The sequence below is a fragment of the Pseudomonas sp. R151218B TE3479 genome (assembly GCF_053629195.1).
Window position 1 is genome coordinate 3328214 of sequence record NZ_JBRJHV010000001.1, and the last position, 24568, is coordinate 3352781.

Below are 24568 nucleotides of genomic sequence, written 5' to 3' on the forward strand. Positions count from 1 at the left end.
CCTTAGCGATTCTGCTCGGGGTTCCATTGGCTGTAGCGATGACCCCGCAGGAACTGCAAGAGCCCGATACTCATGCCCGCCAGTGTCACCAACACGAACGCCGCCAGGCGAAAGGGCCGGGGCAAACGGTGGCCGGCGTCCATCAACCCGATCAGTGCCATGGCGTAGCCGAGCAACTGCGCCACCAGGCTCAAGCGATAGAACGGATGGTCGTTCCACAGCCAGGCATTGCTCAGCAACAGGGGCAACAGCAACACCGGCGCCAGGCGACGGATCAACTTGTGGCTGATCAGCCCGATGGCATAGAGGCCATGACGCAACGGGTTGAGCAGCTCCCGGCGCTGGGCCAGGCTTTGCAACCCGCCAACGGTGACCCGCTGGCGCCGGCGAAACTGTTTATCGGCTTCGTCCACGCCCTGGTCGGTCACCCGGGCGCTTGGCACGTAGACGATGGACTTGCCAGCGGCCGGCGCGCAGGTGCTGAGGAAAAAGTCATCGTTGACCTGGGCCGGGATCGGCTGGAACAGCGCCCGACGCAAAGCCAGCAGGGCACCGTCGGCCGAGACCATGCAACCGGTGCGGCTCTCCACCCGCCGCAACCAGCCTTCGTAATGGCGATACAGGCTGTCGCCCAGGCTCAGGCCCTTGCCCGGCACCGGGATTTCCATGTGCCCGGCACAGGCGCCGACTTCCGGATCGCCCAGCGGCGCCAGCAGGTGGCCGAGGGTATCGACGGCCCATTGGTTGTCGGCATCGGTGAACACCAGGATCTCGCCGCGGCTGTGGGCGACACCGATGTTGAGGGCGGCGGCCTTGCCCTGGCGCGGCAGGTCGAGCACGGTGATGCGCGGGTCGATCACCTGGCGTGCGCAGGCCACGGTGTCGTCGGTCGAGCCGTCGCTGGCGAGGATGATCTGCAGTGAATGGGCTCGATAGTCCTGGGCCAGCAAGGTCCGCAACTTCGCCTCGATGTGCCGCGCCTCGTTGTGGGCGGCAATGACGATACTCACGTCCATCGGCAGCGCCTTGCCGTAGCGCCGTAGCGGAAACAGCGGCGCCAGCAGGCTCAGCATCAAGGGGTAACCGAGGTACGCGTACACCGGCAGTAGCAGGCACGACCAATAAATGAACTCAGCCACGGGCAGGTCTCCTGACGTTCCAATGACACAGGTTGAGCAGCAAGGCGGCGCCGGTCAGGTGCAGGCGCACCCCATGCAAAGCCCACAATTGCAGGGTCAGGCACGGGTCGCGCCGACTCTGGCGCAGGCTCAGCAGCAGAGGCGGCAGCGCAGTGACCAGCAACAGCATCAGCGCCAGGTGCAACTGCCCCTGGAACACCGCGAGCAAGGCCAGCAGGTCCAAGCACCAAGCGCCGACGGACAGGGCCGGGAAGCGCAGCAGGCGCAGGCTCGGGCCATGGCTGCGCAGCAATTGCAGATGACTGCCCTGGCGCCACAGCTCCTTGCTCATCCACTCGCGCCAACTGCCTTCGTAGCCCCAGTGCAGGGCCACGCTTTCGTTGACCAATAGCAACTGCGCGTCGGCCTGGCGCAGGCGCAGGGAAAAATCCTTGTCTTCACCGGTGCGCAGGGTTTCATCGAAGCCGCCGATCCGTTCGAACCAACTGCGGCGCATCAACAGGTTGGCGCTGGGCAGCCACTGCACCCGATGCAAGAGGCGTGACCCCGAACGTTGACTGCGGCGCTGCCAGGCTTCGGCGAACCACGGTGCCTGCCGGGGCGTGTCCAGGTCCAGGCCCAGTACGTCGCCCTGGTGGCCTTCGAGCTCCAGCAACAGCTTGAGCCAGTCCGGCGGCATCTCGATGTCGGCGTCGATGAACGCCAGCCATTCGCCCCTGGCGACGGCGGCGCCGCGATTGCGCAGGGCGCCGATGTGCACGCCGGGCACGATCAGCACCCGCGCGCCCAGCTCGTTGGCAATGCGCGGGCCGTGGTCGTCGGAGCCGTTGTCCACCACGATCAACTCGCACTCCAACTGCGCCTGGCGGGCTGCTTCCTGGGCCGCCTGCAGGGTGCGGCCGATGTGCCGGGCCTCGTTGTACATCGGGATCACAATACTGACGCCATTCATGGACGAGCCTCCTGTGGCGCGGCCTGTTCGGCCTCGTAGCGCAACACGCTGGTGAGGGCGAGCATGATCCACAGCAACTTGTGGTTCGGCGCACTGAGAAACATCAGGAACAGCCCCAGCGACAGGAAACTCATGCCCAGGTGCGTCAGCAGGTCCGCCTGCGCCCAGTCGCGGCGCTGCAGCCAGAGCCGACGGGCGTGCAGCAGGTTGTACAGGCCAAGGCCAAGCATGCCGACGAACATCAGCCCGCCCGGCACGCCGATTTCGCTGAAGATTTCCAGGTAGGTGTTATGGGCCCGGCGATACAGGTCCCCCAGCTTGCGGTTGGCCGAGAACGCTTTGGCATAGCCGGTGGGGGCGTAGTGCAGGGGAAAGGTTCCGGGCCCCGACCCGAGTATCGGGTTCTCGCGGATCATCTGGCTGCCGACCAGGATGTACGAGGCGCGGCGGCCCAGGGATTCGTCCTTGTGGGCATTGACGCCGGCACTGAGGATGCTCAACGACTGGATGCGTGCCACGTAGCCGGCGGGCATCACCGCGACCGCCAGGGGAATCAACAGTGCCAGCCCAAGCATGGCGAAGCCCAGGTGCCGCGGACGGATGCGCGGCAGCTGCGCACGATAGTGGTACAAGCCGATCACCAGACTGAGCAACAGCACCACCAGTCCGGAGCGCGACTCGGTCTTGGTCATGCCGCCGAGCAATAGAATGAACCCCGCACTCCAGAACAATCTGTGCAACAGGTTCGGACTGCGCAGTACCAGCCACAAGGCCAGCGGTACGGTGAACGCAATCAACAGCGCAAAGACGTTGGGGTCTTCCAGCAGGCCGGATGCGCGGCCCTGATCCTGATACTGGGCCGAGAACATCGCGAGCACGCACGTGGTGGAAACGCTCACCGTCATCAGGCGGGCGAACAGGTCCAGATTCAGTTCGCGACCGATCAGCAGGGTGATCACGAATAGAATCAGCCCCACCGTCAGCTCTCGCAGGTGGGTCAGGGACAGGTCCATGTTTTCCGAGAGCAACAGGCTCAGGCCATACAGCACCATGAAGCCGATCAGAGGCTTCCAGATATTGCTGCGCAAGCGTGTCGCGGGAATCTGGTGCAGGGCCAGTTGCAGCATCAAGATCAGGATCAGCGCCAGGCCAAAGAACTTGCTGCCGGAAAACGCGCTGTCCTTGAACAGGCCTTCGAATGGCACCAGCGCGGCAATGCCCAGCAAACCCCAGCCGGGCTTGCGGTACAGCACGGCGACGCCGACCAGGCCGAGCACCGCGCCCGGGGCGAGGAACGGATAAGGGCTGGCCAGCAACGCCAGGCACACCAGGCCCAGCAGGCTGATGATCGAGAGTGGGACAATCATGAGCGAGCCTCCCGTGCCGTGCGGATGTAAAGCTGCGACCAGCGTTCGGCCAGCGTGCGCAGGTCGTAGCGATCCTGTTGGGTGCGGCGTGCGTTGTCGGCGAGGATCCGCGCCAGGGGCGGTTCGCTGAACAGCGTTTCGATCTGCGCCGCCAGGTCCGCACTGTCGGCCGGTGCCGCGAGCAGGCCGTTATGGCGGTCCTGCAACACGTCGGGAATGCCGCCGACACCGAACGCCACCACTGGCACGCCGGCCTGCATGGCTTCGAGCAGAATCATCGGAGTGCCTTCGGTGCGTGAGCTGATCACCAGCGCGTCGAGGCGACTCCACCAGGCGTTCATGTCGGTCTGGTAGCCGGGTAATTCGATGCGCGTGGGCAGCCCGGCGTCGGTGATGCGCTTGAGCAGCGTCTGGCGTTCCGGGCCGTCGCCGAGCATCACCGCGTGCAGCGACGAATGCCGCTGGCACAGGGGGATCATGGCGTCCAGGAACAGGTCCGGGCCTTTCTCGCTGCTCAGCCGGCCGACGTAGCCGACCCGCCAGCGTTGCTGGTCGGTACGGTGGGCCAGTGGTGTGCTGGCCGCTGGCAGGCCGTTGGGGATCACGTCGAGTTTCTCCGCCCGCACGCTGGCCCGGCGGTGCAGCGTGGCGATGCTTTCGGCCACGCAGACCACTCGCTTGACCGAGGCGGTGCGGCACAGTTGCAGGCTCAGCCAGGTGTAGAAACGCTGCTTGGGGCTGCGCGGCGTGAAGCCATGCTGGGTAATCACCAACGGCAGGCGCAACAGCGTGGCCGCCGACCAGCCGAACAACAGCCCCTTGAAGTTGTGGGTGTTGATCAGCGGCCGCTCGTCCCGGCGCTGGCGCAGGTGCTGCAACAGCTCGGCCCAACTGGCGCAGTGACGGCAATCGACCCCAGCCTGGCGAAAACGCGTGATCAACGTCGGCGGCGCCGCCAGGAACAGCACCTGATGCTGTCCGGGCGTTGCCAGGCAATGATCGAGAAGCATCCGCTCGGCCCCATAGAAGCCACCGCTGTCGAGCAGATGAATGATCGACAGGGGGCCGCTGTGGCGGGGCGGGTCGAACGGCGCGTTCAATTTCGCACCCAATGGACAAGGCTGGGCAGGCTCCAGTTGCGGTGCGGATTGACCTGCTCGGGGGACTGTTCGTTGATCACCAGCAGCACCGGCACATCCAATTGGCGGGTGATTTGCGCTGGGTGCTTGAAGCGGTGATCGAAGAACTCACGCACATAGACCAGGGCGATCGCCAGCAGCAGGCCGCTGAACATGCCGAAGACAATGATCAGCATCGGTTTGGGAAAGGCCGCAGCGGTCGGTTCGAACGGCGGGCTCAGGACCCGGGCGTTGGACAGATCGTTGTCCAGCGAGCGCGCGGTGCTGGCTTCGGCAAAGCGCTGGGCGTAGGTGGAGAAGGCCGCGTGCAAGGCGTTGATCTCGGTGTCCATTTGCCGCAGCTTGCTTTGGGTTTCCTGCAACTGATGGATGCGCTCCTTGAAGGCGGCGATGCGTTCGACTTTCTGATTGATCACCGAACTGACCACTGCCAGATCGGTGGTGCGTTCCTGGATCCGGTTGTTGACCACTTTGAGGAACTGCTGGCGCGTGCGGACGATCTGTTCCCGGGCCAGCAGCATCGGTTCGCTGCTGGGCTGGAAGATCGCCAGGTCATTCATGTAGCGGCTGACTTGGCTAGTCAGTTGCTCACCCAGTTGTTTGATCTCCCGGTCCTCGAAGGCAATGTTGTCCACGGTAGTGGTGAAGGTGAACGGGAAGGTGTAGTCATTGAACCGGGAGCTGTTCGCCGCTGCCAGACTGGTCTTGAGGTAATCGAGCCAGCGTTGGCTTTGCAGCAGGCGATCCTGGTACAGGTTCAGGGCCTGTTCTTCGGTGTTGATGGCGTTCAGGCGGAAGGTGATTTCTTCCTTGGGGTCGGACGAGCCGATGTTTTCCAGCAGCCCCAGCCGAGTGCCTTCCAGGCCGTCGAGACGGGTCTGGTATTGGGCTTTCTTCTGCTCATAGAAGGTCTGCGGCAGTTCGATCGATTGCAGGTCCTGGCGGTTGCTGAGGTAGTTCTGCAGCAGCTGTGCCACGAAGCGGGTGCCCTGGGCCGGGTCGCCAAAACTGTAGACGATGGAGATGACGTTGGAGCCGGGCAGGGTCTCGATCTTCAGGTTTTCGATGGCCTCATCGGTCAGCGTATCGAGCACGGTGTCGCGCACCGGATCGACCTCCAGGCCCAAGCCATCGCGCAGCGGGTTGATGACGTACTCGCGCAGGGGCTGGGTGATGTACTTCTTGAGCGGCTCGCTCACCCATTTGTTGAGAATGCCCGGGCTTGGGGTGTAGTCACCCTGGTCGCGCAGAGCACTGATGGTCTGTCGGATCAACGCCGGTGAGCGCAGGATATTGCTCTCGGTTTCCATGTCCGCCAGGGACGGCGGGATGAAGGTGGCGTTTTCCTGGTTCAGCGACGTGGTGGCGTCGCCCTGGGAGAGTTTTTTCGACTGGACGATCACCTGGGCGGTGATGTCGAAGCTCTGCTTGAGCATCAACGGCAGCACCAGGGCGATCACGGCGAAGATCAGGAAGACGCGCTTCACCCACTGCTTGTTGGCGAAGAAGATCCTGAAGAACTCATGCAAATAATTTTCCTTGGGATTCATGATCAATTACCTGCTGCAGAAGTGTTGGTGCTGGATCTGCTGTTGTCGCCTTTGCTATCGAGGCGGTAGCCCAAGCTGACGCCAACGCCCTGGAACAGCACCACGTCGGCCAGTTGCCGAGCCATTTCACCGGCTTTGGCCAGGCCGGTCTTGGGCACGTACAGCATGTCTTCCGGCTGCAGGTAGGCGATCTGCGAGGCATCGCCGCTCAGGGCTTTTTCCACGTCATAGTGGCGGGCTTCGACCTGGTTGCCGTTGCGCCGCATGATCACCACCGAGTCGAGCCGGGCCTTGACGTTGGTGCCACGGGCCAGGGTCAGGGCCTCGAGGACCGAGATCGGCCGGCGGATCGGGTAGGAACCAGGCTGCGCCACCTCACCGAGAACATAGATCTCGTTGCCGGCGGTGGACTTGAGCAGCACGTCGACGGTCATGTGGCCTGGCAACTGGGCGTAGCGCTCGTTGAGGAAGGTTTCCAATTGGGTCACGGTCATGCCTTGCAGCGGCACGGAACCGATTTCCGGGAAGCTTGCGTAACCATCCCGGCCCACGATGATTTCCCGGCTCATGCCGGTGGCCGGGTGGGTCAGGGTGTTGCGCAGGTTCGTCTCGCTGCTCAGCGGGCTGGTCACCATTACCGTCAATTGGTTGCGATTGGGCTGGAACAGCATCTTTTGGTCATAGGCACGCTGGACCGCCAGGCGGGCTTCGTCGGTGGTCAGGCCGGCGACTTTCACCGAGGTGTTGGCCCCCGGCAGTTCGATGCTGCCGTCGGGCATCACCTGTTGCGTGCCGTTGAGCTGGCTGGCGGCGGTGAAGTTCAGGGCCACCTGGTCGCCCGCCTGCACCCGATAGGCCTGGGGCCCGGTGGTGCTGATGTGAAAGATCACATCCAGTACGTCCTGGGGCCGCAGGGTCTGTTCGACCTTGGGCATGTCGGTGGCCTGGGCGTTGGCCGGTGCGGCCGTGAGGATCTGCACCGGCATCGAGCGGGTATCGCTGGTGCTGGAGCAACCGGCAAGCGGCAGCAACAGCAGGACAAGCATTCTGGCGTTCATCTCGTCATCCTTTTGCAGGCTTACAGGTTGTTGTAGAGCCACTTGGGCATGTAGTACTTGCGGCGGTTGAACACGCTGCCGACCACTTTCGCGCCCGCTTGGGACAGACGCTGGCGGGCGGCCTGGGCCACTTCCCAGCGGGTGTCTTCACCGCGCACCACCAGCACCACGCCATCCACCTGGGTGCTGAGCACCAGCGTGTCGCTGACCGAATACACCGCGTCGGCGTCGATCACCACAAAGCGGTATTGCGCCGCCAATTGCCTGAACAGCGGGCGCAGGCGCTCGGGGCTCAAGCGCTCGGCATTGCGGCCCAGGCGACCGTGGGGCAGCACGTCGAAGGGCAGGCTGGACGCCTGCACCACGCAGTCCTGCAACAGGGGCGGGGCGAGGCTGTTGAACAACAGGTCGGTGAAGCCGCGCTCCTTGTGCAACGCCAGTTGCTGGCTGAGGTTGCGCGGTGACTGGCTGGCATCCACCAGCAAGACGCGACCGTTGCTCATCTGCGCCAGCTGAGCGGCCAGTGCCATGGCGCTGGTGCTGGTTCCGGTGCCGGTGTTGGCGGACGTCAAGAGCAGGGTCCGCAGGGAAGGGTCAAGCACGGTCGAGGTCAGGTTGGTCTCGCTCGGGCTGGCTATGGTCAGGATATTCGTTGAACCGTCCATTTAACTCGCTCCGTGGCCGCTGAAAACTTTGAAGGGGGTAAGCATCAGGATCTTCAAGTCCAGCCACAGGCTTTGTTCAGCGATATAGCTGAGGTCCAATTCCACGCGCTGGTCGAAGTCGATATTGCTGCGCCCGGAGATCTGCCACAGGCCGGTCATGCCGGGGTAGATGCTCAGGCGCACAAGATGGTTGTCCTTGTAGCGATAGGCGTTGAACGAGGTCGGCCGCGGGCCCACCAGGCGCATGTCGCCGGTCACTACGTTGATCAGGTTCGGCAGTTCGTCGAGGCTGCTGCGGCGCAGGAACCGGCCGATGGGCGTGATGCGCGGGTCGTTGTCGATCTTGAAATCGATGGCATCGGCGCCGTGTTTGTTGAGGTGGCGCAGCGATTCCTTGAGGGCTTCGGCGTCGGCGACCATGGTGCGGAATTTGTACATGCCGAACACCCGGCCGCGATAGCCGGTGCGTTTCTGTATGAACAGCACCGGGCCCGGGCTGGAAAACTTGACCAGCAGTGCCAGGCCCAGCAATAGCGGGCAGAAGACCACCAGGATCGCCAGTGCGCCGAGGCTGGCCACCACTCGATTGGTGCGCGAGACTGTCCAGGGCCGGCCGCCGTCGCGCCCGGTCAACCAACCACGGCCTTGGCGGTGAATGGCCGCGTCCAGGCGCCTGCGGTGCTCGGGATCGACACGTTTATCGCGTCCGGGGGCATTGATCGCAATGATTTGCTCATGTCGGGTCATAGACTCCTCCGCTGAGATTGGGCCGCAAGCGGCGCGTGGGCAGGCAGTGGGTAATACTCGAGGAACCACTGGATGAAGCGGCCCAGGCCGTCGTCCAGTTCGATGCCCGGCTTGAAGCCGGTGGCCCGCGCCAAGTCGCTGGCGTCGGCGCAGGTGTTGAGCACATCGCCCGCTTGCAGGGGCAGCAGTTCGACGCGGGCGGTGCGTCCCAGGTGTTTTTCCAGCAGCGCCACATAGGTGCGCAGCGCCACCGGGTGTTGCCCGCCGATGTTGTAGATCCGCCAGGGCGCGCGGCTGGTGGCCGGGCCCGGTTGTTCGTGATCCAGCAAGGGTGTGACCTGGGGCGCATGGTCGATCAGGCGGGCGATGCTTTCGACGATGTCGTCGATGTAGGTGAAATCCCGCTGGTGCTCGCCGTGGTTGAACAGCTGCAGCACACGGTCTTCGGTGATGGCGCGGGCAAACTGGATCGGCGACATGTCCGGCCGGCCCCAAGGGCCGTATACCGTAAAGAACCGCAAGCCGGTGCAGGGAATACCGAACAGGTGGCTGTAACTATGGGCCATCAGTTCATTGGATTTTTTGCTGGCCGCGTACAGCGACAGCGGATGATCGACGTTGTCCTGCACTGAATAAGGCGTGCGCGGATTGGCGCCGTATACCGAGCTTGAGGAGGCGTAGATCAGGTGTTTGACCGGATACCGGCGGCAGTTTTCCAGGATGTTCAGGAAGCCGGTGATGTTGCTGTCGACATAGGCCTGCGGGTTTTCCAGGGAGTAGCGCACGCCGGCCTGGGCCGCGAGGTGAATCACCACGTCCGGGCGCCGGGCCTGGAACCATTCGTCGATGGCTGATGCGTCGGCCAGGTCGAGCCGCGCCAAGGGGAAGGTGCCGACCTGGTCGTTCACCCAGGCCACGCGGTCGTGCTTGAGCTGCGGGTCGTAGTAGTCGTTGAAGTTGTCCAGCCCGCACACCCGATGGCCGTCGCGCAGCAGCCGCAACACGACATGGGCGCCGATGAAACCGGCTGCGCCGGTGACCAGGATGTTCACGCCTGTGGCCCTGGTGCCGGGGTGCCGGGCACGGTGTGGCGCAGCCCGATACCGCGATACAACAGCCCGGCGGCGGCCAGGTGTTCGGGGTTGTACAGGTTGCGGCCATCGATGATCACCCGGGCGCGCAACTTGCTGGCCAGCAGGTCGAAATCCACCACGCGAAAGTTCTTCCACTCGGTGCAGATCACCAAGGCGTCGGCGTCTTCCAGGGTGTCATCGCGGGTCGCGCAGAGGTTCAGGTCCTTGCGATAGCCGTAGAGGCGACGGCATTCGGACATGGCTTCCGGGTCATAGGCCTGGACCCGGGCGCCTTCGCGCCACAGCGCTTCCATCAGGTAGCGACTGGGGGCTTCGCGCATGTCGTCGGTGTTGGGCTTGAACGCCAAGCCCCAGATGGCAATCGATTTGCCGGCCAGGCCATCCGGGAATTGCTTCGCCAGTTTCTCGAAGAGGATGTGCCGCTGGCTGTCGTTGACGTCGGTGACGCTGCGCAGCAGGCGCAGCGGCATGCCGCTTTGTTCGGCGGTGTGCAGCAGGGCCCGCAGGTCCTTGGGAAAGCACGAACCGCCGAAACCGCAGCCGGGGTAGATGAAGTGATAACCGATGCGCGGGTCCGAGCCGATGCCCTTGCGCACCGCTTCTATGTCGGCGCCCAGCCGTTCGGTGAGGTTGGCCAGTTCGTTCATGAAGCTGATGCGGGTGGCGAGCATGGCATTGGCAGCGTACTTGGTCAGTTCGGCGCTGCGGTTGTCCATGAACATCAGTTTTTCGTGGTTGCGGCAAAAGGGCGCGTAGAGCTCCGTCATCTGGTCGCGGGCCACCGGGTCGGCGGTGCCGACGATGATCCGGTCCGGCCGCATGCAATCGGCCAGGGCGCTGCCTTCCTTGAGAAATTCGGGGTTGGACACCACGCGCACGTTCAGCTGTTTCAGGCCGCGCCGGGCCAACGCCTGGCGGGCGCATTCGGCCACCTTGTCGGCGGTGCCCACCGGCACCGTGGACTTGATGACCAGGGTGCGGTCGCTGTCCATGAAGTCGGCGATTTGCCGGGTGACGGCCAGTACATGGCTCAGGTCGGCCGAGCCGTCTTCATCGGCGGGGGTGCCGACGGCGATGAAAATCAGCTCGCCGTGATTCACCGCGTCGCTGGCCTGGGAACTGAACGACAAGCGTCCGGCCTTGATGTTGTCTTCGAGCAGATTGGACAACCCCGGCTCGCTGATGGTGGGTACGGCTTGTTGCAGTTGCCGGATCTTGTTCGGGTCGATGTCGATGCACAAAACGCGGTGTCCGACGTCGGCCATTGCGGCCGCCTGAATCAACCCGACATACCCCGTACCAAATACGCTCACGTCCATTTTTGGCGCGCCTCGCAGACCGAATGATGTAACTCGGATGAAACTGTTTAGAGGGGTATAGCGCAGCTTCAGAAAAGCGTGTCAGCAAAATGACAGTTGTCAGTGTTGGCAATTCAAGTGAAATCGGGCCTTTTGATATCAAGTCATTGACTGATCTAGCAAAGTGGCTGTTTTACTGGGGGTGTAGAGCGTTTAACAAAGCGATAAACGGTCGTTATCCATAGATTTTTATATTTTGTTACCTATTTTCGTGTCGTTTTTGGGGCAACTTTTTTTTGACGCGTGGTTGAGTGGAGGCATTTCTTGCGCTTTGAAAATCGGCTGCTAACGTGCAGGAACGAAGTGCTTTAGACACCGCGATCCGGTCGAGGAAAACATGGCCCGCTACCTCAAGGAGTTGCTGCTGTTTTTGTACCTGCTCAAGGGGTACGCCTATTACCTCGACCGTCTCGATGCGTTGGGCCTGGGCTTGGCAACCTTGCTGTTCGGCGCCATGTTCGTGCTGTTGGTGGTTGCGCTGTGGATGTGCGCCTACATACGCCAGACGATGGTCAGGCATGTGTTTGCCTTGGCGCTGTTTGTTTCAGCTGTTTTTTTCGAGGTGTACACCCAGGTCACGGACAGTTACCTGACCTACAGCCAGTTCGTCTCGCTGGTGTACTCCGGAGGGTTCATCCAGGAAGCGGCCTATCAGTATCGCGAGGTGATCATCAAAGCGGTGATCGGCGGCTTGTTGCTGTTGTTCGGTATCGCCCTCAAGCCTCGGCGGGCGTTGCGAGTGCCCGGTTATCTGCCGGTGTTCGCGCCCGTGCTGGGCGTGGTGTTGCTCAGTGGCGTGTTGTTCGTGCGGGCGGGCGAGGGGGCGCGGGGCCTGCCGGTGATGTACACGCCGTTGGCCTATTTGAATCTCTTCGCCTACGAGTCCTTGCACAGCACCATCGGTCCCCGGGAACCGGTCACCCTGACGCGGCGATCGTCTTTGATCGAGCAAGACATCGTGTTGATCATCGATGAAAGCATTGGCGGCAATTACCTGGATATCAACACGCCATCTGGCGTGCACAGCGGTCTGAAGACGCCGCCCGAGGGCGTGGATATTTTCAATTTCGGCTACGCGGCTTCCATCGCCAACTGCAGCGCCGACACCAATGTCACCTTGCGCTACGGCGGTACTCGCGCCGACTACATGCGCATCAACAGCACCGGGCCGTCGATCTGGCAGTACGCCAAGCAAGCCGGCTTGCGCACCGTCTACATCGATGCCCAGCGCACTGGGGGCAATCTGCAGAACCTGATGACCGACCTGGAAAAACAGGACATCGACGAATTCATTCAATTCGACCAGACCAGCGTGCGTGACCGCGACATGGCGGCGGCGGCGAAGTTGATCGAACTGTTGGGCGACCACCAGGCCGAACTGGTGGTGATCAACAAGGTGGGGGCGCATTTTCCAGTACACGACAAATACCCCGACGACTTCATGAACTATCGCCCAGCCTTGCCGCGCGGGCAGTTCCAGGAAGTGGCCGATACCGGCAGGCGCGACGGTTTCAATGGCCAGCAAGATGACTGGCTGCTGTACCGCAATGCCTACCAGAACACCCTGCTGTGGAATGTCGGCGAGTTCTTCAAGCGAGTCTTCCAACGGGCCGATTTGAGTCATGCCGTATTGATCTACACCTCCGACCACGGCCAGGATCTGCACGAGCGCGGCAATCCCGGGCTTAACACCCACTGCGGCGGCGACCCGGTGGCCGAAGAAGGCTTGGTGCCGTTGGTGGTGATCCAGGGCCGCTCATTGCAGGCCCTCGATTGGCGCGATGCCTGGGCTCGGAACAAGGACCGCTCCAGTCACTACAACATCTTCCCGACGCTGTTGCAGTTGATGGGCTATGACCCGGTCGGGGTCGAATCGGCCTATGGAAAATCCCTGAGCCAGCCGACCGATGACGACTTCACCTTCAACTACCGCTTCAACGCGCGGCTGGGGGCGAAACCGGCGTGGAAACATATCGACCTGAACAGCATCGTGACCCCGCATTCCGGCCAGGTTGAAATGGCGGTGGGGCATTGACCCTATACGCTGAGCTCTTTGGGAGTGGGCTTGCTCGTATGAGGCCGGCACATCCAACATCTTCATCGACTATGACGCCGCCTTCGCGAGCAAGCTCGCTCCTACATGGGTTTTCGGCAGCCACAAAATGCACATACGCCGCAGAGCCCTGTGGGAGCGAGCGCGCTCGCGATGAGGCCTGCCCATCCACATCACTGCCAGCTGATACACCGCCTTCGCGAGCTCTCGCCTGGGCCGGCATTGCGGCTAATTCCGCTATTCTGAGCCTCACGTTCATTCATCGAGCCTGTTCATGCTTGAAGTCCGCGATGTCTATAAAAGCTACCCCACGCCCCAAGGCCCGTTGCCGGTGCTGCAGGGCGTCGACCTGACCCTGATGCCCGGCAGCAGTCTGGCGCTGATGGGGGAGTCCGGCAGTGGCAAGAGCACCTTGCTGCACCTGGTCGCCGGGCTGGACCAGGTGGATCGCGGCAGCATCCGCAGTGGCGAATATCGGCTCGATGGCATGAGCGAAAGCCAGCTGGCGAACTGGCGACGCACGGAAATCGGCCTGGTGTTCCAGCAGTTCAACCTCATCAGCAGCTTGTCGGTGGAAGACAACCTGGCGTTCCAGGCGCGCCTGTGCGGCCGCTATGACGCGGCCTGGCAAGCCCATCTGGTGCAGCGGCTCGGACTTGCAGCGTTGCTGCGGCGTTACCCTGAACAGCTTTCCGGCGGCCAGCAACAACGAGTGGCGCTGGGGCGGGCGCTGGCCTCGCGGCCGCCCTTGTTGCTGGCCGACGAACCCACCGGCAGCCTCGACGAAGCCACCAGCGACGAAGTGCTGCAACTGTTGCTGGAACTGCTGGAGGGCAGCCCCACCAGTCTGCTGATGGTGACCCACAGCCCCCGGGTGGCGGCTCGCCTGGCCCAACGCGTGGTGTTGCACGGCGGACGGTTGGCGCAGGTGGCCCAGGGGTGATGATCTTTCGTCAGACCCTCAAGGTCCTGCTCAGCCATTGGCGCCAACACCCGGTGCAATTCTTCAGCGTGCTGACCGGCCTCTGGCTCGCCACCAGCCTGCTTACCGGCGTGCAAGCGCTGAACAGTCAGGCCCGGGACAGCTACGCCCGGGCCAGCCAATTGATCAGCGGCCAACCCCAGGCCAGCCTCAATGCCCCCGGTGGCGGTACCTTCCCTCAGCAATGGTTTGTCGATTTGCGGCGCCAAGGCTGGCCGGTGTCGCCGGTGTTGCAGGCCCGGGTGCTGCTCAAAGGGCACGAGGATCAGCGTCTGCAACTGATGGGCATCGACCCGGTGTCGCTGCCACCCGGCGCGGCCCTGGCGGGGCAGGCGCGGGACATGAGCGAAGTGGTCGAGTTTTTTACCGACCCCGGTCGCACGTGGGTCGCCCCGCAGACCTTGCAGGCCTTGGGGCTGGGCGAGGGCGACCGGCCTCGTACAGTCGATGGGCAACCGCTGCCGCCTCTGCATGTCCAAGTGGACATGGCGCCGGGCGTGCTGTTGATGGACATCGGTTTTGCCCAAGCGGTACTCGGGTTGCCGGACCAACTGTCGCGGTTGTTGTTGCCCGCCACGTTCAACGCCGCGCTGCCGGAGGCCTTCAGTGATCGGCTGCAATTGACGCGTGCCGATGAAGAAAACAATCTGTCGCGCCTGACCGAAAGTTTTCACCTGAACCTCGACGCCTTGGGGTTTTTATCGTTCGTGGTGGGGCTGTTCATCGTTCACGCCGCCATCGGCCTTGCCCTCGAACAGCGCCGCAGCCTGCTGCGAACCCTGCGGGCCTGTGGCGTCAGTGCGCGGGTGTTGGTCACCAGTCTGGCAATTGAGCTGGGCGCACTGGCCTTACTGGGCGGGATCGCCGGGGTACTCAGCGGCTACTGGCTGGCGGGCCTGTTGTTGCCGGATGTCGCGGCGAGCCTGCGGGGTTTGTACGGTGCCGAGGTGGCCGGGCATTTGAACCTCAGCCTGGGGTGGTGGCTCAGCGGTGTCGGCCTGAGCCTGCTCGGCGCCCTGCTGGCCGGGGCCGACAGCCTGTTGCGGGCGGCGCGTTTGCCCCTGCTGGCGCTGGCCAATCCCCAGGCCTGGCACCAGGCCCATGGGCGCTGGCTGCGACGCCAGGGTTGGGTGGCGACAGGGGCGGCGTTGATTGCCGCCTCGGCGCTGGTCTGGGGCGACAGCCTGGCCAGCGGTTTTGTCCTGATGACCGCCTTGTTGCTGGGGGCGGCGCTGGCCCTGCCGGTGTTGCTCAGCAGTGCGCTGAAGCAGCTACTGCGCCGCAACCGCTCGGTGCTCGGGCAATGGTTTCTCGCCGATTGCCGCCAGCAATTGCCGACGCTGAGCCTGGCGCTGATGGCTTTGCTGCTGGCCTTGGCGGCGAACATCGGTGCCGGCAGCATGACCGCCGGTTTCCGCCAGACCTTCAGCAACTGGCTCGAACAACGGCTGACCGCCGAGTTGTACATCAACCCGCAAACTCCGGTCCAGGCGGAGCAACTGCACACCTGGCTCAAGCAACAACCGGCGATCACTGCCGTCGTTCCCCTCTGGCAAGTCTCGATCCCGTTGCAGGGCTGGCCGACGGACATCCATGGCATCATCGATCACCCGCACTATCGCCAGCATTGGCCGCTACTGGAATCGGCCGGCGACAAGCCCTGGGAGCAGCTGGCCGCCGCCGACAGCCTCATGCTCAGCGAACAACTGGCCCGGCGCCTCAAGGTGAGGATCGGCGATCAGTTGACCCTGCCGACGCCACAGGGACCCTGGGCACTGCGCATCGTCGGTATCTACGCCGACTACGGCAATCCCAAGGGCCACGTGCTGGTCAATGCCGATCATTTGCTGGCGCACTGGCCGCAGCTGACGCCGAACCGTTTCAACCTGCGCATCGAACCGCCCGCGATCCCGGCGCTACTGACCGCGTTGCAGGGCCGGTTCAGCCTGGATGACAGCCGCATCGTCGATCAGGCCCGGCTCAAGGGCTGGTCGACCCAGGTGTTCGAGCGCACCTTCGCCGCCACCGCCGCCCTTAACAGCCTGACCCTGGCGGTGGCAGGGGTGGCGTTGTTCATCAGCCTGCTGACCCAGAGCCAGAGTCGTCTCGGCCAGTTGGCGCCGCTGTGGGCGCTGGGGGTGACGCGTCGGCAATTGATGTTGCTCAACCTCGGCCAGACCTGGTTGCTGGCGCTGCTGACCCTGGTCCTGGCCTTGCCGCTGGGGATTGCCCTGGCCTGGTGCCTGGACGCAGTGATCAATGTGCAGGCCTTCGGCTGGCGCCTGCCGTTGCGGGTGTTCCCGTTGCAATTGGTGCAGTTGCTGGCCCTGGCGATGCTCGCCACGCTCCTGGCATCGGCCTGGCCGCTGTATGCGTTGTACCGCACGCAACCGGCGGATTTGCTGAGGACCTTTGCCCATGAAGATTAACGTTGGCGTGTTGCTGCTGGTGTTGCTCAGCGGTTGTGACGACTCAGCGCCACCACAAAAGGGCTTTGCCGGCCTCGGCGCCCAGGCTGTCGCGTTCACGCCCGTCGTGCCTGGGCGGGCGTTCAGTTTTCCGGCTGACCACGGCATTCATGACGGTTTCCGTATCGAGTGGTGGTACGTCACTGCCAACCTCAAGGATGCCCAGGGTCGGGATTTCGGTGTGCAATGGACGCTGTTTCGCAGCGCCTTGGATGCCGTGCCCCAGGCCAGCGGTTGGCGCAACCAGACGATCTGGCTCGGCCATGCGGCGGTCACTTCCGCCACCGTGCACCATGCCGCCGAGCGTTATGCCCGAGGCGGAGTGGGGCAGGCCGGGGTGCAGGCGGTGCCTTTCGATGCCTGGATCGACGACTGGCAATTCACCAGCCAGGCTGCTGCGGCCGAGCCGTTGGCGGACATGCAATTGAAGGCGCACGACCGACGCTTCAGCTATGCGTTGCGGCTGACGTCGAGCCGCCCGTTGGTGCTGCAGGGCGATCAAGGTTTCAGCCAGAAATCCGAACAGGGGCAGGCGTCGTACTACTACAGCCAGCCGTTTTTCCAGGCCAGCGGTGAATTGGAAATCGACGGTCAGCGTTTCGCGGTCAGCGGTCCGGCCTGGCTCGACCGCGAATGGAGCAGCCAGCCCCTGACCGCCAACCAGACCGGCTGGGACTGGTTCTCCCTGCACCTGGACAATGGCGAGCACCTGATGCTCTATCGCATGCGCCACAAGGACGGCGCGCCTTACCTCACAGGCACCTGGATCGATGCCCTGGGACGGGCGCAAACCCTGCATGCCGGGGAGATCAGCCTCGTGCCATTGGACACTGCCAAGGTCGCCGGGCGTTCGATGCCGGTACGCTGGGCCATCAAGATTCCCGGCAAGCAACTCGACGTCATCACCCAGGCACTCAATCCCAACGCCTGGATGGACCTGCGCATTCCCTATTGGGAAGGCCCGGTACGACTCAGTGGCAACCAGGGCGGCACGGGTTACCTGGAAATGACCGGCTACTGAGAATCGTCGGAACTCCCCGCGAACGTCGACCCTCATAACTGATGAATGTCTTGCAGGAGCCCGCCATGAGCGATGACCTCAAACTTCCGTCGCTGGCCGACTGGCAGCAGTTATTCGAAGACAAGGCCTACTGGCAGCAGTCCCCCGACGCCCACTTCACCGAGCTGATGCGGGTGGCCAATGACCTGTTCGGCCGGGGTGCCATCGATCTGGCGCGTTGGCAGGATTTGAAGAACCAGGCCGAGCAACTGCACCAGCGCTCTCCCGATGCCAATGTCGCTGAAGAAGTCGCCGACCCCGATGCCTGAATACCGAAAGATCCAAGGAGTTCGCCATGAAGCACAACCCCGATCGAACCCCACCTAACCCGGACGCGCCAGCATTGCCCGGCGAAGTGGAACGCGATAACGATGCCTTGCGACCCAATGACCCGGCCAAGCGCAAACAGCAACACGGTGACCCTGAAGCGGGGGACACCGATGCGCAAAAAACCGGACGGCGTGGCTGAAGTACTTCACGCCCGCCGGTATTAAAAAGAGTTTTGTAATGCCAATTAATTTTCTGTGTGGATAGCTTTTACATCTGCGCATGTTTTGTATAACTGTTTGTACAGCTCCTACACAACCGGCATAGTTTCAATAATGAACAATTATTTAAACAGCCTCGCGGACATACTCTGAAAGTTCCATTATTATTGTGCCTGTTCGCCCAGTGTCAGGCTCTTTACCAGTGCATGGATTGCCGAGGCCGTCGCACTGGGCGAACACCTCTCAGGGCGTATCACCGTTTACTTCAATGCACATCGGACAGCAGACCTGGCCGATGTGTTGACGGCTGTGTGTATTTAACCGGCGACGGGGACACGCCAGTCATCGGAGCCCATCGTGCCGCAGACTTCGTGATTCCAAGTGATCTTGCGATAGGAGAAGTGCACATCCTCCAGATGGGTGAAATGCGCATTCGCCGGATCCTGGCAATTGAACATGTAATCTTTGATCTCGACGATGATCGCGTCAAACAGCGTGGTGGTGAAGTAGTGTTCCTGGGTGCCCGCCGCCGAAGTCCGGAACCAGTGAATCACAATTTCTTCAAGGAGTTCACCACTGGTGAGGGCCGCTTGCAGCAGCGGCGTGGCCTTGTCGAACACTTTTGTGATGACGAGGGGGTGATGCACGCGTTGGCCGGTTGGCTGGCCAGATTGAGGATCGCGCGGGATGGTCACTTGGTGCTGGAAGCGCTGCACCATGATTTGGTCCTCGCGACCTTCCTGATAGAAGTTGCCAACCGAGTCGGCCGTAAACGCGCCAGCCGTGATCAGACCTTGCTTGATGCCTTTGATGATCATATACGCGGGGGTAGCCAATGGACGCTCTCCTTCCTGGATTACTAAAATGGCCTGGGACAGCAGTTGTCCGAGGTGGCCAAACGGTTATCAAGAGCTGTGCCATTTATAAAAAAACGATACAAATCAGTCTGTTATATAATTCCTGTATGAGTTCGTAGCTCCGGCAGGGCGGAATGTGCGCAAGATGTCGCTCGGAGCAATGCTATCTGTATGCGCCTCGGGTTGGCACGGCGGCTCCTTAGGCGGGGCGGCTCGTTATCGAGTTTTGTGGCCGATCCGTAGCGCAACTTCTTACATGGCCGACTTTCAGTCCGTTCCTATACGCCCAACGCAGCTCTGCATTCATCAATGGAGCGCTGTTGCGTCTGGGCGTACAGCCCCAGCTCATCAATGGTCGCTCGCCCCAGCGCCGCTTCGAAGGTCTGGCGGTTGGACTGCCCGGCATAATGGCTCTGGGCGGCATCGCCGAGGTTCGACTGGAAGATGCCGGCGGCGCTGACCGGCAGGAAGTCTTCGTACACCAAGGGCTCGGCGCGCAGGTATTGCTGTTCGAGCAAGTGTTCCAGGGACGCTGCTGGCTCAAGGGCGCCCTTGGCGGCGAGGCCCTTGGGCGTCGGGAAATAACGGAAATACGCCAACGCCTGTTGGCGCAACTCATCGTGGTTGTCCGGGAATGCGACAAAATGTTCGGCCATCAACCCGTTGTAGCGTTCGGCGTTGGCTTCGTTGGGAAACGCTCCCAGCGCATCGCGTGCGGCGTTCAGCAATTGGTCGTAGAGCGCGCGGCCCTTGGGCGTGAGCGCGGCGCCGCGTTGTTCGATTTCGCCGAAGCGGGCGCTGTGGCTGCCTTGGGCCTGTGGTTGGTCGGTGAAGGCGACAGGTTCGTCGAGTGCCTTGAAACTGGTCTGGCGCAGCAGGATCGGGCATTGGCGACGGGGTGGACCTTCGATCACGGCCTTGGGGGTAATGCCATGCACGGGCATCCGTGCCTGGACGATGTCGATGTCCAGGGTGCGCGGCGTCAGGTGATTGATATGCGGGCCCTTGAACGCCACCACGTCGGCGATCAGGCGATGCTGGGCGCTCAGCTGCCGGTACTGTTCGGCGGTGACGGTGGCGCTGTGATGCCAGCGAAAAGTTTCCAGGGCCTGCAGGACAAAGTCCTCGGCCTGGGCTTGCGTCAGGCCACCTTGGCGCTCGGCCAGGTCAATGAGCTCCAGGGCGCCGGGGGTGAAGATCTGCCGTTGGGCCAACACCGACTCGGCAAAGGTCCGCAGCTCGGTATTCTCGATCAGTTCCAGTCGCAGCAGCGAGGTAAACACTCGGAACGGACTCACCTGCAACGCGCTTTCATGCACGGCGCGAAACGCTGTGGAATGCACCGGCACTCCGGCCGGCGTGAGGTCGTAGTAGCCCACCGGCTGCATGCCCATGACCGCGAACAGTCGCCCCAGGGTCGCCAGTTCGGCGGCGGTGCCGACACGGATCGCGCCATGGCGTTCCAGGTCCAGGCGCTCGAACTCGCCGGTGCTGCGCAGGTGTGCAGCCAACTGCGGCTGTTCGGCCAGCACCTGGGCGTTGGTGTGTTCCACCAAGTTCATCAGGGCGCCATACAGCGGCACCTCGTCGCGGTACATGTCGGACATCGCTCTGGAGAAGCGTTGGCGGATCAGGTCGGGGCTGACGAAGCTCATCGTGAGAATTCCTGGCGAAGGCTGTGGGAAAGTTGAGCGAAAGATCGCAGCCTTCGCCGGCCCCGGCAAACGAAGAATCTTCAGGACTTCATTCTGCCAAGGACTGATCCACCAGCTCGATCCAGTGCCGCACGGGCGTGCGACCGGCACCGTCGAGGTGGTTCTGGCAGCCGATGTTGGCCGTGACGATCATCTCCGGCTGGCCGCTTTCCAGGGCATTGAGGCGGTTGTCGCGCAACTGCCGCGCCAAGGCCGGCTGGGTCAGCGAATAGGTGCCGGCCGAACCGCAACACAAATGGCCGTCGGGCACCTCGGTGAGGTTGAAACCCAGCCGCGTCAACAGCGCTTCGATGCGGCCGCCGAGTTTCTGCGCGTGCTGCAAGGTGCACGGGCAATGGACGGCGATGCGCTGGTTCCTGGCCGCGCAGATCTGCTCCAGCGGTTCGTTGCCGAGCACTTGCACCAGGTCCAGCGCTCGTTCGCTTACCTGCTTGGCTTTGGCGGCATAGGCAGGGTCATGCTCCAGCAGATGCCCGTAGTCCTTGATGAAGGCGCCGCAACCGCTGGCGGTCTGGACAATGGCTTCAGCGCCGTGCTCCAGGTGCGGCCACCAGGCGTCGATGTTCTGTCGGGCGCGGTCCAGTCCGGTGGCCTGGGCATCGAGATGATAATCCAGCGCACCGCAGCAGCCGGCCTGCGCACAAGGGATCACGCTGATGCCGAGTCGGTCCAGCACTCGCGCTGCCGAGGTGTTGGTGTTGGGCGACAGGCCTGGTTGCACGCAGCCTTCGAGCATCAATACCCTGCGCCCATGGCGCAGGGGTGGGCGGTCGCTGTGGGATGGAGCGGGACGGGGCAACTTGGCGCTCAGGTGCGTCGGCAGCAACGGACGAAAGACCGCTCCAAGGCGCAGCAGGGCCTTGAACCGTTCGGGACTGACGGCCAGGCTGCGCAACCCCAGGCGCAGTGCGCGTTGGCCGGCGGGGCGCGGCACGGCTTGGTCGACCACCGCCCGGCCGATATCCAGCAGGTTGTGGTAATCCACGCCGGACGGGCAAGTGGTCTCGCAGTTGCGACACGACAGGCAGCGATCCAGGTGCAACTGGGTGCTGGCTGTCGCCGGCTGGCCTTCGAGCACTTGCTTGATCAGGTAGATGCGGCCTCGCGGGCCGTCCAGTTCATTGCCGAGCAATTGGTAGGTGGGGCAGGTGGCATTGCAGAAGCCGCAATGCACGCAACTGCGCAGGATCCGTTCGGCTTCTTCGGCGCGGGGCAGGTTTTTGCTTTCCTCACTGAACCGAGTCTGCATGCTAGAGCTCCAGGTACATTCGACCAGGGTTGAACAGTCCCAGGGGATCGAGCTGGGCCTTGAGTTGCCGGTGGTAGCGCAGCAGCGTCGGGGCCAGTGGCTGGAACGGTGTGTCGCTGGCACCCTGACGATAGCAGGTGGCATGGCCGCCCACTTCATGGGCCAGGGCTTGCACCGTGCCAGCCTCGGTTTTCAACCAGCGTTGCGCGCCACCCCAATCGATCAGTTGAGCGCCGGGCAGGGTGAGGGGGCCGGTGTGGTTGGGCAATGACAGGCGCCACAGCGGCAAGCCTTCGTCGAAAAATGCCAACCGATGTTCATTCAGTGCCGTCCAGTATCGATCGTCGATCACCTCGCCACCAAAACGTTGATGAGCGGCACTGACCGAGCCTTCGCCCCCCTCCAGGCGCAAGTGCAGGCAGTCGCCGTCATGGCTGGCGGCGCTGATGGGCAGGGGCTGGCGGCCCCATTCGGCGAGTGTCTCCAAGGCTTCGGCGCTGCCCAGTTCCAGACGGATGCTCAGGCTGTGACGGGGCTTGGGCAGGACCTTCAAGGACACTTCGGTGATCACGCCCAGACAGCCGAAACTGCCGGCCAGCAGGCGCGAGAGATCATAGCCGGCGACATTTTTCATCACCTCGCCGCCGAAACGCAGCAATGTGCCGTGGCCGCTGATCAGGCGCGTACCCAGGACGAAGTCACGCACCGAACCCGCCCAGGGGCGACGCGGCCCCGACAGCCCGGCGGCGACCATGCCGCCGACCGTGGCGTCATCGCCGAACGCCGGCGGTTCGCAGGGCAGGCGTTGCCCGGCGGCCTCCAGAGCAGCGAGCAGTTCTCGCAGCGGGGTGCCGGCCCGCGCCGTGATGACCAGCTCGGTGGGGTCGTAATGGACGATGCCACGGTGCACGCGGGTGTCCAGCACTTCGCCGGCCACTTCCCGCCCCAGGAACGCCTTGCTGTTCGAACCCTGGATGCGCAACGGCGTGGCGTTGGCTCGTGCGCGATTGACCTGTTCGAGCAACAGGTCGCTGGCGTCCTGGTCGGCTTCGCGGCTCATCAGAAACGCTCCAGTTCGGGAAACGGCAACTGCCCGCCATGGATGTGCATGGCACCGAACTCGGCGCAGCGGTGCAGGGTCGGGATGTTCTTGCCGGGGTTGAGCAGGCCTTGGGGATCGAACGCCGCTTTTACCGCGTGGAACAGGTTCAGTTCGTCGCTGTTGAACTGTGTGCACATCTGATTGATTTTTTCCCGGCCAACTCCGTGCTCGCCAGTGATGCTGCCGCCTACCTGGACACACAGTTCGAGGATTTTCCCACCCAGGGTTTCGGCACGCTCCAGTTCGCCGGGCTGGTTGGCATCGAACAGGATCAGTGGGTGCATGTTGCCGTCGCCGGCGTGAAACACATTGGCGACCCGCAGGCCATACTCGGCACCCAGGCTGGCGATGCGTTGCAGCACCTCGGGCAGGGCGCGTCGGGGGATGGTGCCGTCCATGCAGTAATAATCCGGCGCCAGGCGACCCACCGCCGGGAAGGCGTTCTTGCGCCCGGCCCAGAACCGCAGCCGCTCGGCCTCGTCCCGCGCCTGGCGCACCTCGGTGGCCCCGGCCTGCTCCAACACCTGACGGACCCGTTCGCAGTCGTCATGGACATCGGCCTCGACCCCGTCCAGTTCGCACAGCAGGATCGCTTCGGCGTCCACCGGATAGCCGGCGTGGATGAAGTCCTCGGCGGCGCGGATCGCTAGGTTGTCCATCATTTCCAGGCCACCGGGAATGATGCCGGCGGCGATGATGTCGGCCACCGCCCGCCCGGCCTTGTCCACCGAATCGAAACTGGCCAGCAGCACCTTGGCGACCTGGGGCCGGGGCAGCAGCTTGACCGTCACTTCGGTGATCACCCCGAGCAAGCCTTCGGAGCCGGTGAACAGTGCCAGCAAGTCCAGGCCCGGCGAATCCAGGGCTTCGCTGCCCAGGGTCAGGCGTTCGCCTTCGACGGTGAGGATTTCCAGCTTCAACAGGTTGTGCACCGTCAGGCCGTACTTGAGGCAGTGCACGCCGCCGGCATTTTCCGCGACATTGCCACCAATGGAACAGGCGATCTGGGACGAAGGGTCCGGTGCGTAATACAGCCCGAACGGCGCCGCTGCCTGGGAGATCGCCAGGTTGCGCACACCCGGCTGAAGCCGTGCGGTACGGGCGTCGGGATCGATGTGCAGGATCTGGTTGAACCGCGCCATCACCAGTAACACGCCACTGGCCAGGGGCAGGGCACCACCGGACAGACCGGTCCCGGCGCCCCTGGCGACCACCGGGACGTTCTGTTCATGGCAGAGCTTGAGCAGCGCTTGCACCTGCTCGACCCGCCTGGGCAAGACCACCAGCAGGGGCGTGGTGCGATAGGCCGACAAACCATCACACTCGTAGGGCTTGAGGTCTTCCTCCCGGTGCAGGATGTCCAGGTCTGGAATCTGTGCCTGGAGGGCTTGCAGCAGGACCTGTTTGTCCACCTTCGGCAAGGAGCCGTCGAGGTGTTCGTCGTAGAGGATGTTCATGAAATCGATACCCCTCGGTCGGCCACGAATCCTTGTGGGAGCGAGCTTGCTCGCGATGGCGGTGGGTC

Annotated in this window: 21 protein-coding genes; 6 read left to right on the forward strand and 15 right to left on the reverse strand. The window is 63.2% G+C overall.

Features of this window, described 5'->3' with window-relative positions; translation table 11 throughout:
• Positions 1 to 2 precede the first annotated feature (2 nt).
• From AB7M32_RS14825 to AB7M32_RS14870, 10 genes are read right to left on the reverse strand one after another with little or no spacing between them, the layout of a single operon-like run.
• Positions 3 to 1139 carry a glycosyltransferase family 2 protein gene (locus AB7M32_RS14825; RefSeq protein ID WP_454250346.1) on the reverse strand — a complete coding sequence of 379 codons (1137 nt, stop codon included), beginning with the start codon at positions 1137 to 1139 and terminating at the stop codon, positions 3 to 5.
• Positions 1132 to 2091, reverse strand: a complete 960-nt coding sequence (locus AB7M32_RS14830) for a glycosyltransferase (RefSeq protein WP_454250347.1) — start codon at positions 2089 to 2091, stop codon at positions 1132 to 1134. Before AB7M32_RS14830 ends, AB7M32_RS14825 begins: the two co-directional genes overlap by 8 nt.
• Complete coding sequence (locus AB7M32_RS14835) at positions 2088 to 3458, reverse strand: O-antigen ligase family protein (RefSeq protein WP_454250348.1); 1371 nt, start codon at positions 3456 to 3458, stop codon at positions 2088 to 2090. The genes AB7M32_RS14830 and AB7M32_RS14835 overlap by 4 nt, the downstream gene beginning before the upstream one ends.
• On the reverse strand, positions 3455 to 4558 hold the full coding sequence (locus AB7M32_RS14840) for a glycosyltransferase family 4 protein (protein ID WP_072405259.1): 1104 nt from the start codon (positions 4556 to 4558) through the stop codon (positions 3455 to 3457). The genes AB7M32_RS14835 and AB7M32_RS14840 overlap by 4 nt, the downstream gene beginning before the upstream one ends.
• Positions 4555 to 6147 carry a GumC family protein gene (locus AB7M32_RS14845; RefSeq protein WP_072405258.1) on the reverse strand — a complete coding sequence of 531 codons (1593 nt, stop codon included), beginning with the start codon at positions 6145 to 6147 and terminating at the stop codon, positions 4555 to 4557. Before AB7M32_RS14845 ends, AB7M32_RS14840 begins: the two co-directional genes overlap by 4 nt.
• Positions 6148 to 6149: 2 nt before the next feature.
• Entirely contained in the window at positions 6150 to 7205 is a 1056-nt protein-coding gene (locus AB7M32_RS14850; RefSeq protein ID WP_454250349.1) for a polysaccharide biosynthesis/export family protein, read from the reverse strand.
• Between the two features lie 20 nt (positions 7206 to 7225).
• On the reverse strand, positions 7226 to 7870 hold the full coding sequence (locus AB7M32_RS14855; protein ID WP_092327372.1) for a CpsD/CapB family tyrosine-protein kinase: 645 nt from the start codon (positions 7868 to 7870) through the stop codon (positions 7226 to 7228).
• Entirely contained in the window at positions 7871 to 8617 is a 747-nt protein-coding gene (locus tag AB7M32_RS14860; RefSeq protein ID WP_454250350.1) for a sugar transferase, read from the reverse strand. It abuts the gene before it with no gap.
• The gene (locus AB7M32_RS14865) at positions 8614 to 9669 is read right to left on the reverse strand and encodes an NAD-dependent epimerase (protein WP_454250351.1); all 1056 of its coding nucleotides are present in this window, start codon (positions 9667 to 9669) and stop codon (positions 8614 to 8616) included. The genes AB7M32_RS14860 and AB7M32_RS14865 overlap by 4 nt, the downstream gene beginning before the upstream one ends.
• Complete coding sequence (locus tag AB7M32_RS14870) at positions 9666 to 11030, reverse strand: UDP-glucose dehydrogenase family protein (protein WP_072405253.1); 1365 nt, start codon at positions 11028 to 11030, stop codon at positions 9666 to 9668. The genes AB7M32_RS14865 and AB7M32_RS14870 overlap by 4 nt, the downstream gene beginning before the upstream one ends.
• A gap of 376 nt (positions 11031 to 11406) precedes the next feature.
• On the opposite strand from AB7M32_RS14870, the gene AB7M32_RS14875 reads away from it, so the two are divergent.
• The 6 genes from AB7M32_RS14875 (at position 11407) to AB7M32_RS14900 (ending at position 18101) form a co-directional block, all read left to right on the forward strand.
• Positions 11407 to 13104, forward strand: a complete 1698-nt coding sequence (locus AB7M32_RS14875; RefSeq protein ID WP_454250352.1) for a sulfatase-like hydrolase/transferase — start codon at positions 11407 to 11409, stop codon at positions 13102 to 13104.
• Between the two features lie 292 nt (positions 13105 to 13396).
• Positions 13397 to 14065, forward strand: a complete 669-nt coding sequence (locus tag AB7M32_RS14880) for an ABC transporter ATP-binding protein (RefSeq protein WP_454250353.1) — start codon at positions 13397 to 13399, stop codon at positions 14063 to 14065.
• Positions 14065 to 16533, forward strand: a complete 2469-nt coding sequence (locus tag AB7M32_RS14885; RefSeq protein WP_454252142.1) for an FtsX-like permease family protein — start codon at positions 14065 to 14067, stop codon at positions 16531 to 16533. Before AB7M32_RS14880 ends, AB7M32_RS14885 begins: the two co-directional genes overlap by 1 nt.
• Positions 16523 to 17593 carry a lipocalin-like domain-containing protein gene (locus AB7M32_RS14890; RefSeq protein ID WP_454250354.1) on the forward strand — a complete coding sequence of 357 codons (1071 nt, stop codon included), beginning with the start codon at positions 16523 to 16525 and terminating at the stop codon, positions 17591 to 17593. Before AB7M32_RS14885 ends, AB7M32_RS14890 begins: the two co-directional genes overlap by 11 nt.
• Positions 17594 to 17658: 65 nt before the next feature.
• Complete coding sequence (locus tag AB7M32_RS14895; RefSeq protein ID WP_158455372.1) at positions 17659 to 17901, forward strand: hypothetical protein; 243 nt, start codon at positions 17659 to 17661, stop codon at positions 17899 to 17901.
• A 26-nt stretch (positions 17902 to 17927) separates the two neighbouring features.
• Complete coding sequence (locus tag AB7M32_RS14900) at positions 17928 to 18101, forward strand: hypothetical protein (RefSeq protein ID WP_170866801.1); 174 nt, start codon at positions 17928 to 17930, stop codon at positions 18099 to 18101.
• Between the two features lie 336 nt (positions 18102 to 18437).
• On the opposite strand, the gene AB7M32_RS14905 is transcribed toward AB7M32_RS14900, so the two are convergent.
• The 5 genes from AB7M32_RS14905 to glcD form a co-directional block, all read right to left on the reverse strand.
• On the reverse strand, positions 18438 to 18956 hold the full coding sequence (locus tag AB7M32_RS14905; RefSeq protein ID WP_092199102.1) for an Hcp family type VI secretion system effector: 519 nt from the start codon (positions 18954 to 18956) through the stop codon (positions 18438 to 18440).
• 299 nt (positions 18957 to 19255) lie between these two features.
• Positions 19256 to 20632, reverse strand: a complete 1377-nt coding sequence (gene hglS / locus AB7M32_RS14910) for a 2-oxoadipate dioxygenase/decarboxylase HglS (protein WP_454250355.1) — start codon at positions 20630 to 20632, stop codon at positions 19256 to 19258.
• A gap of 88 nt (positions 20633 to 20720) precedes the next feature.
• Positions 20721 to 21941, reverse strand: a complete 1221-nt coding sequence (gene glcF / locus AB7M32_RS14915; protein WP_454250356.1) for a glycolate oxidase subunit GlcF — start codon at positions 21939 to 21941, stop codon at positions 20721 to 20723.
• A 1-nt stretch (position 21942) separates the two neighbouring features.
• Positions 21943 to 23001 carry a glycolate oxidase subunit GlcE gene (glcE, locus tag AB7M32_RS14920; RefSeq protein ID WP_454250357.1) on the reverse strand — a complete coding sequence of 353 codons (1059 nt, stop codon included), beginning with the start codon at positions 22999 to 23001 and terminating at the stop codon, positions 21943 to 21945.
• Positions 23001 to 24500, reverse strand: a complete 1500-nt coding sequence (gene glcD, locus AB7M32_RS14925; RefSeq protein WP_454250358.1) for a glycolate oxidase subunit GlcD — start codon at positions 24498 to 24500, stop codon at positions 23001 to 23003. Before glcD ends, glcE begins: the two co-directional genes overlap by 1 nt.
• Positions 24501 to 24568 lie beyond the last annotated feature (68 nt).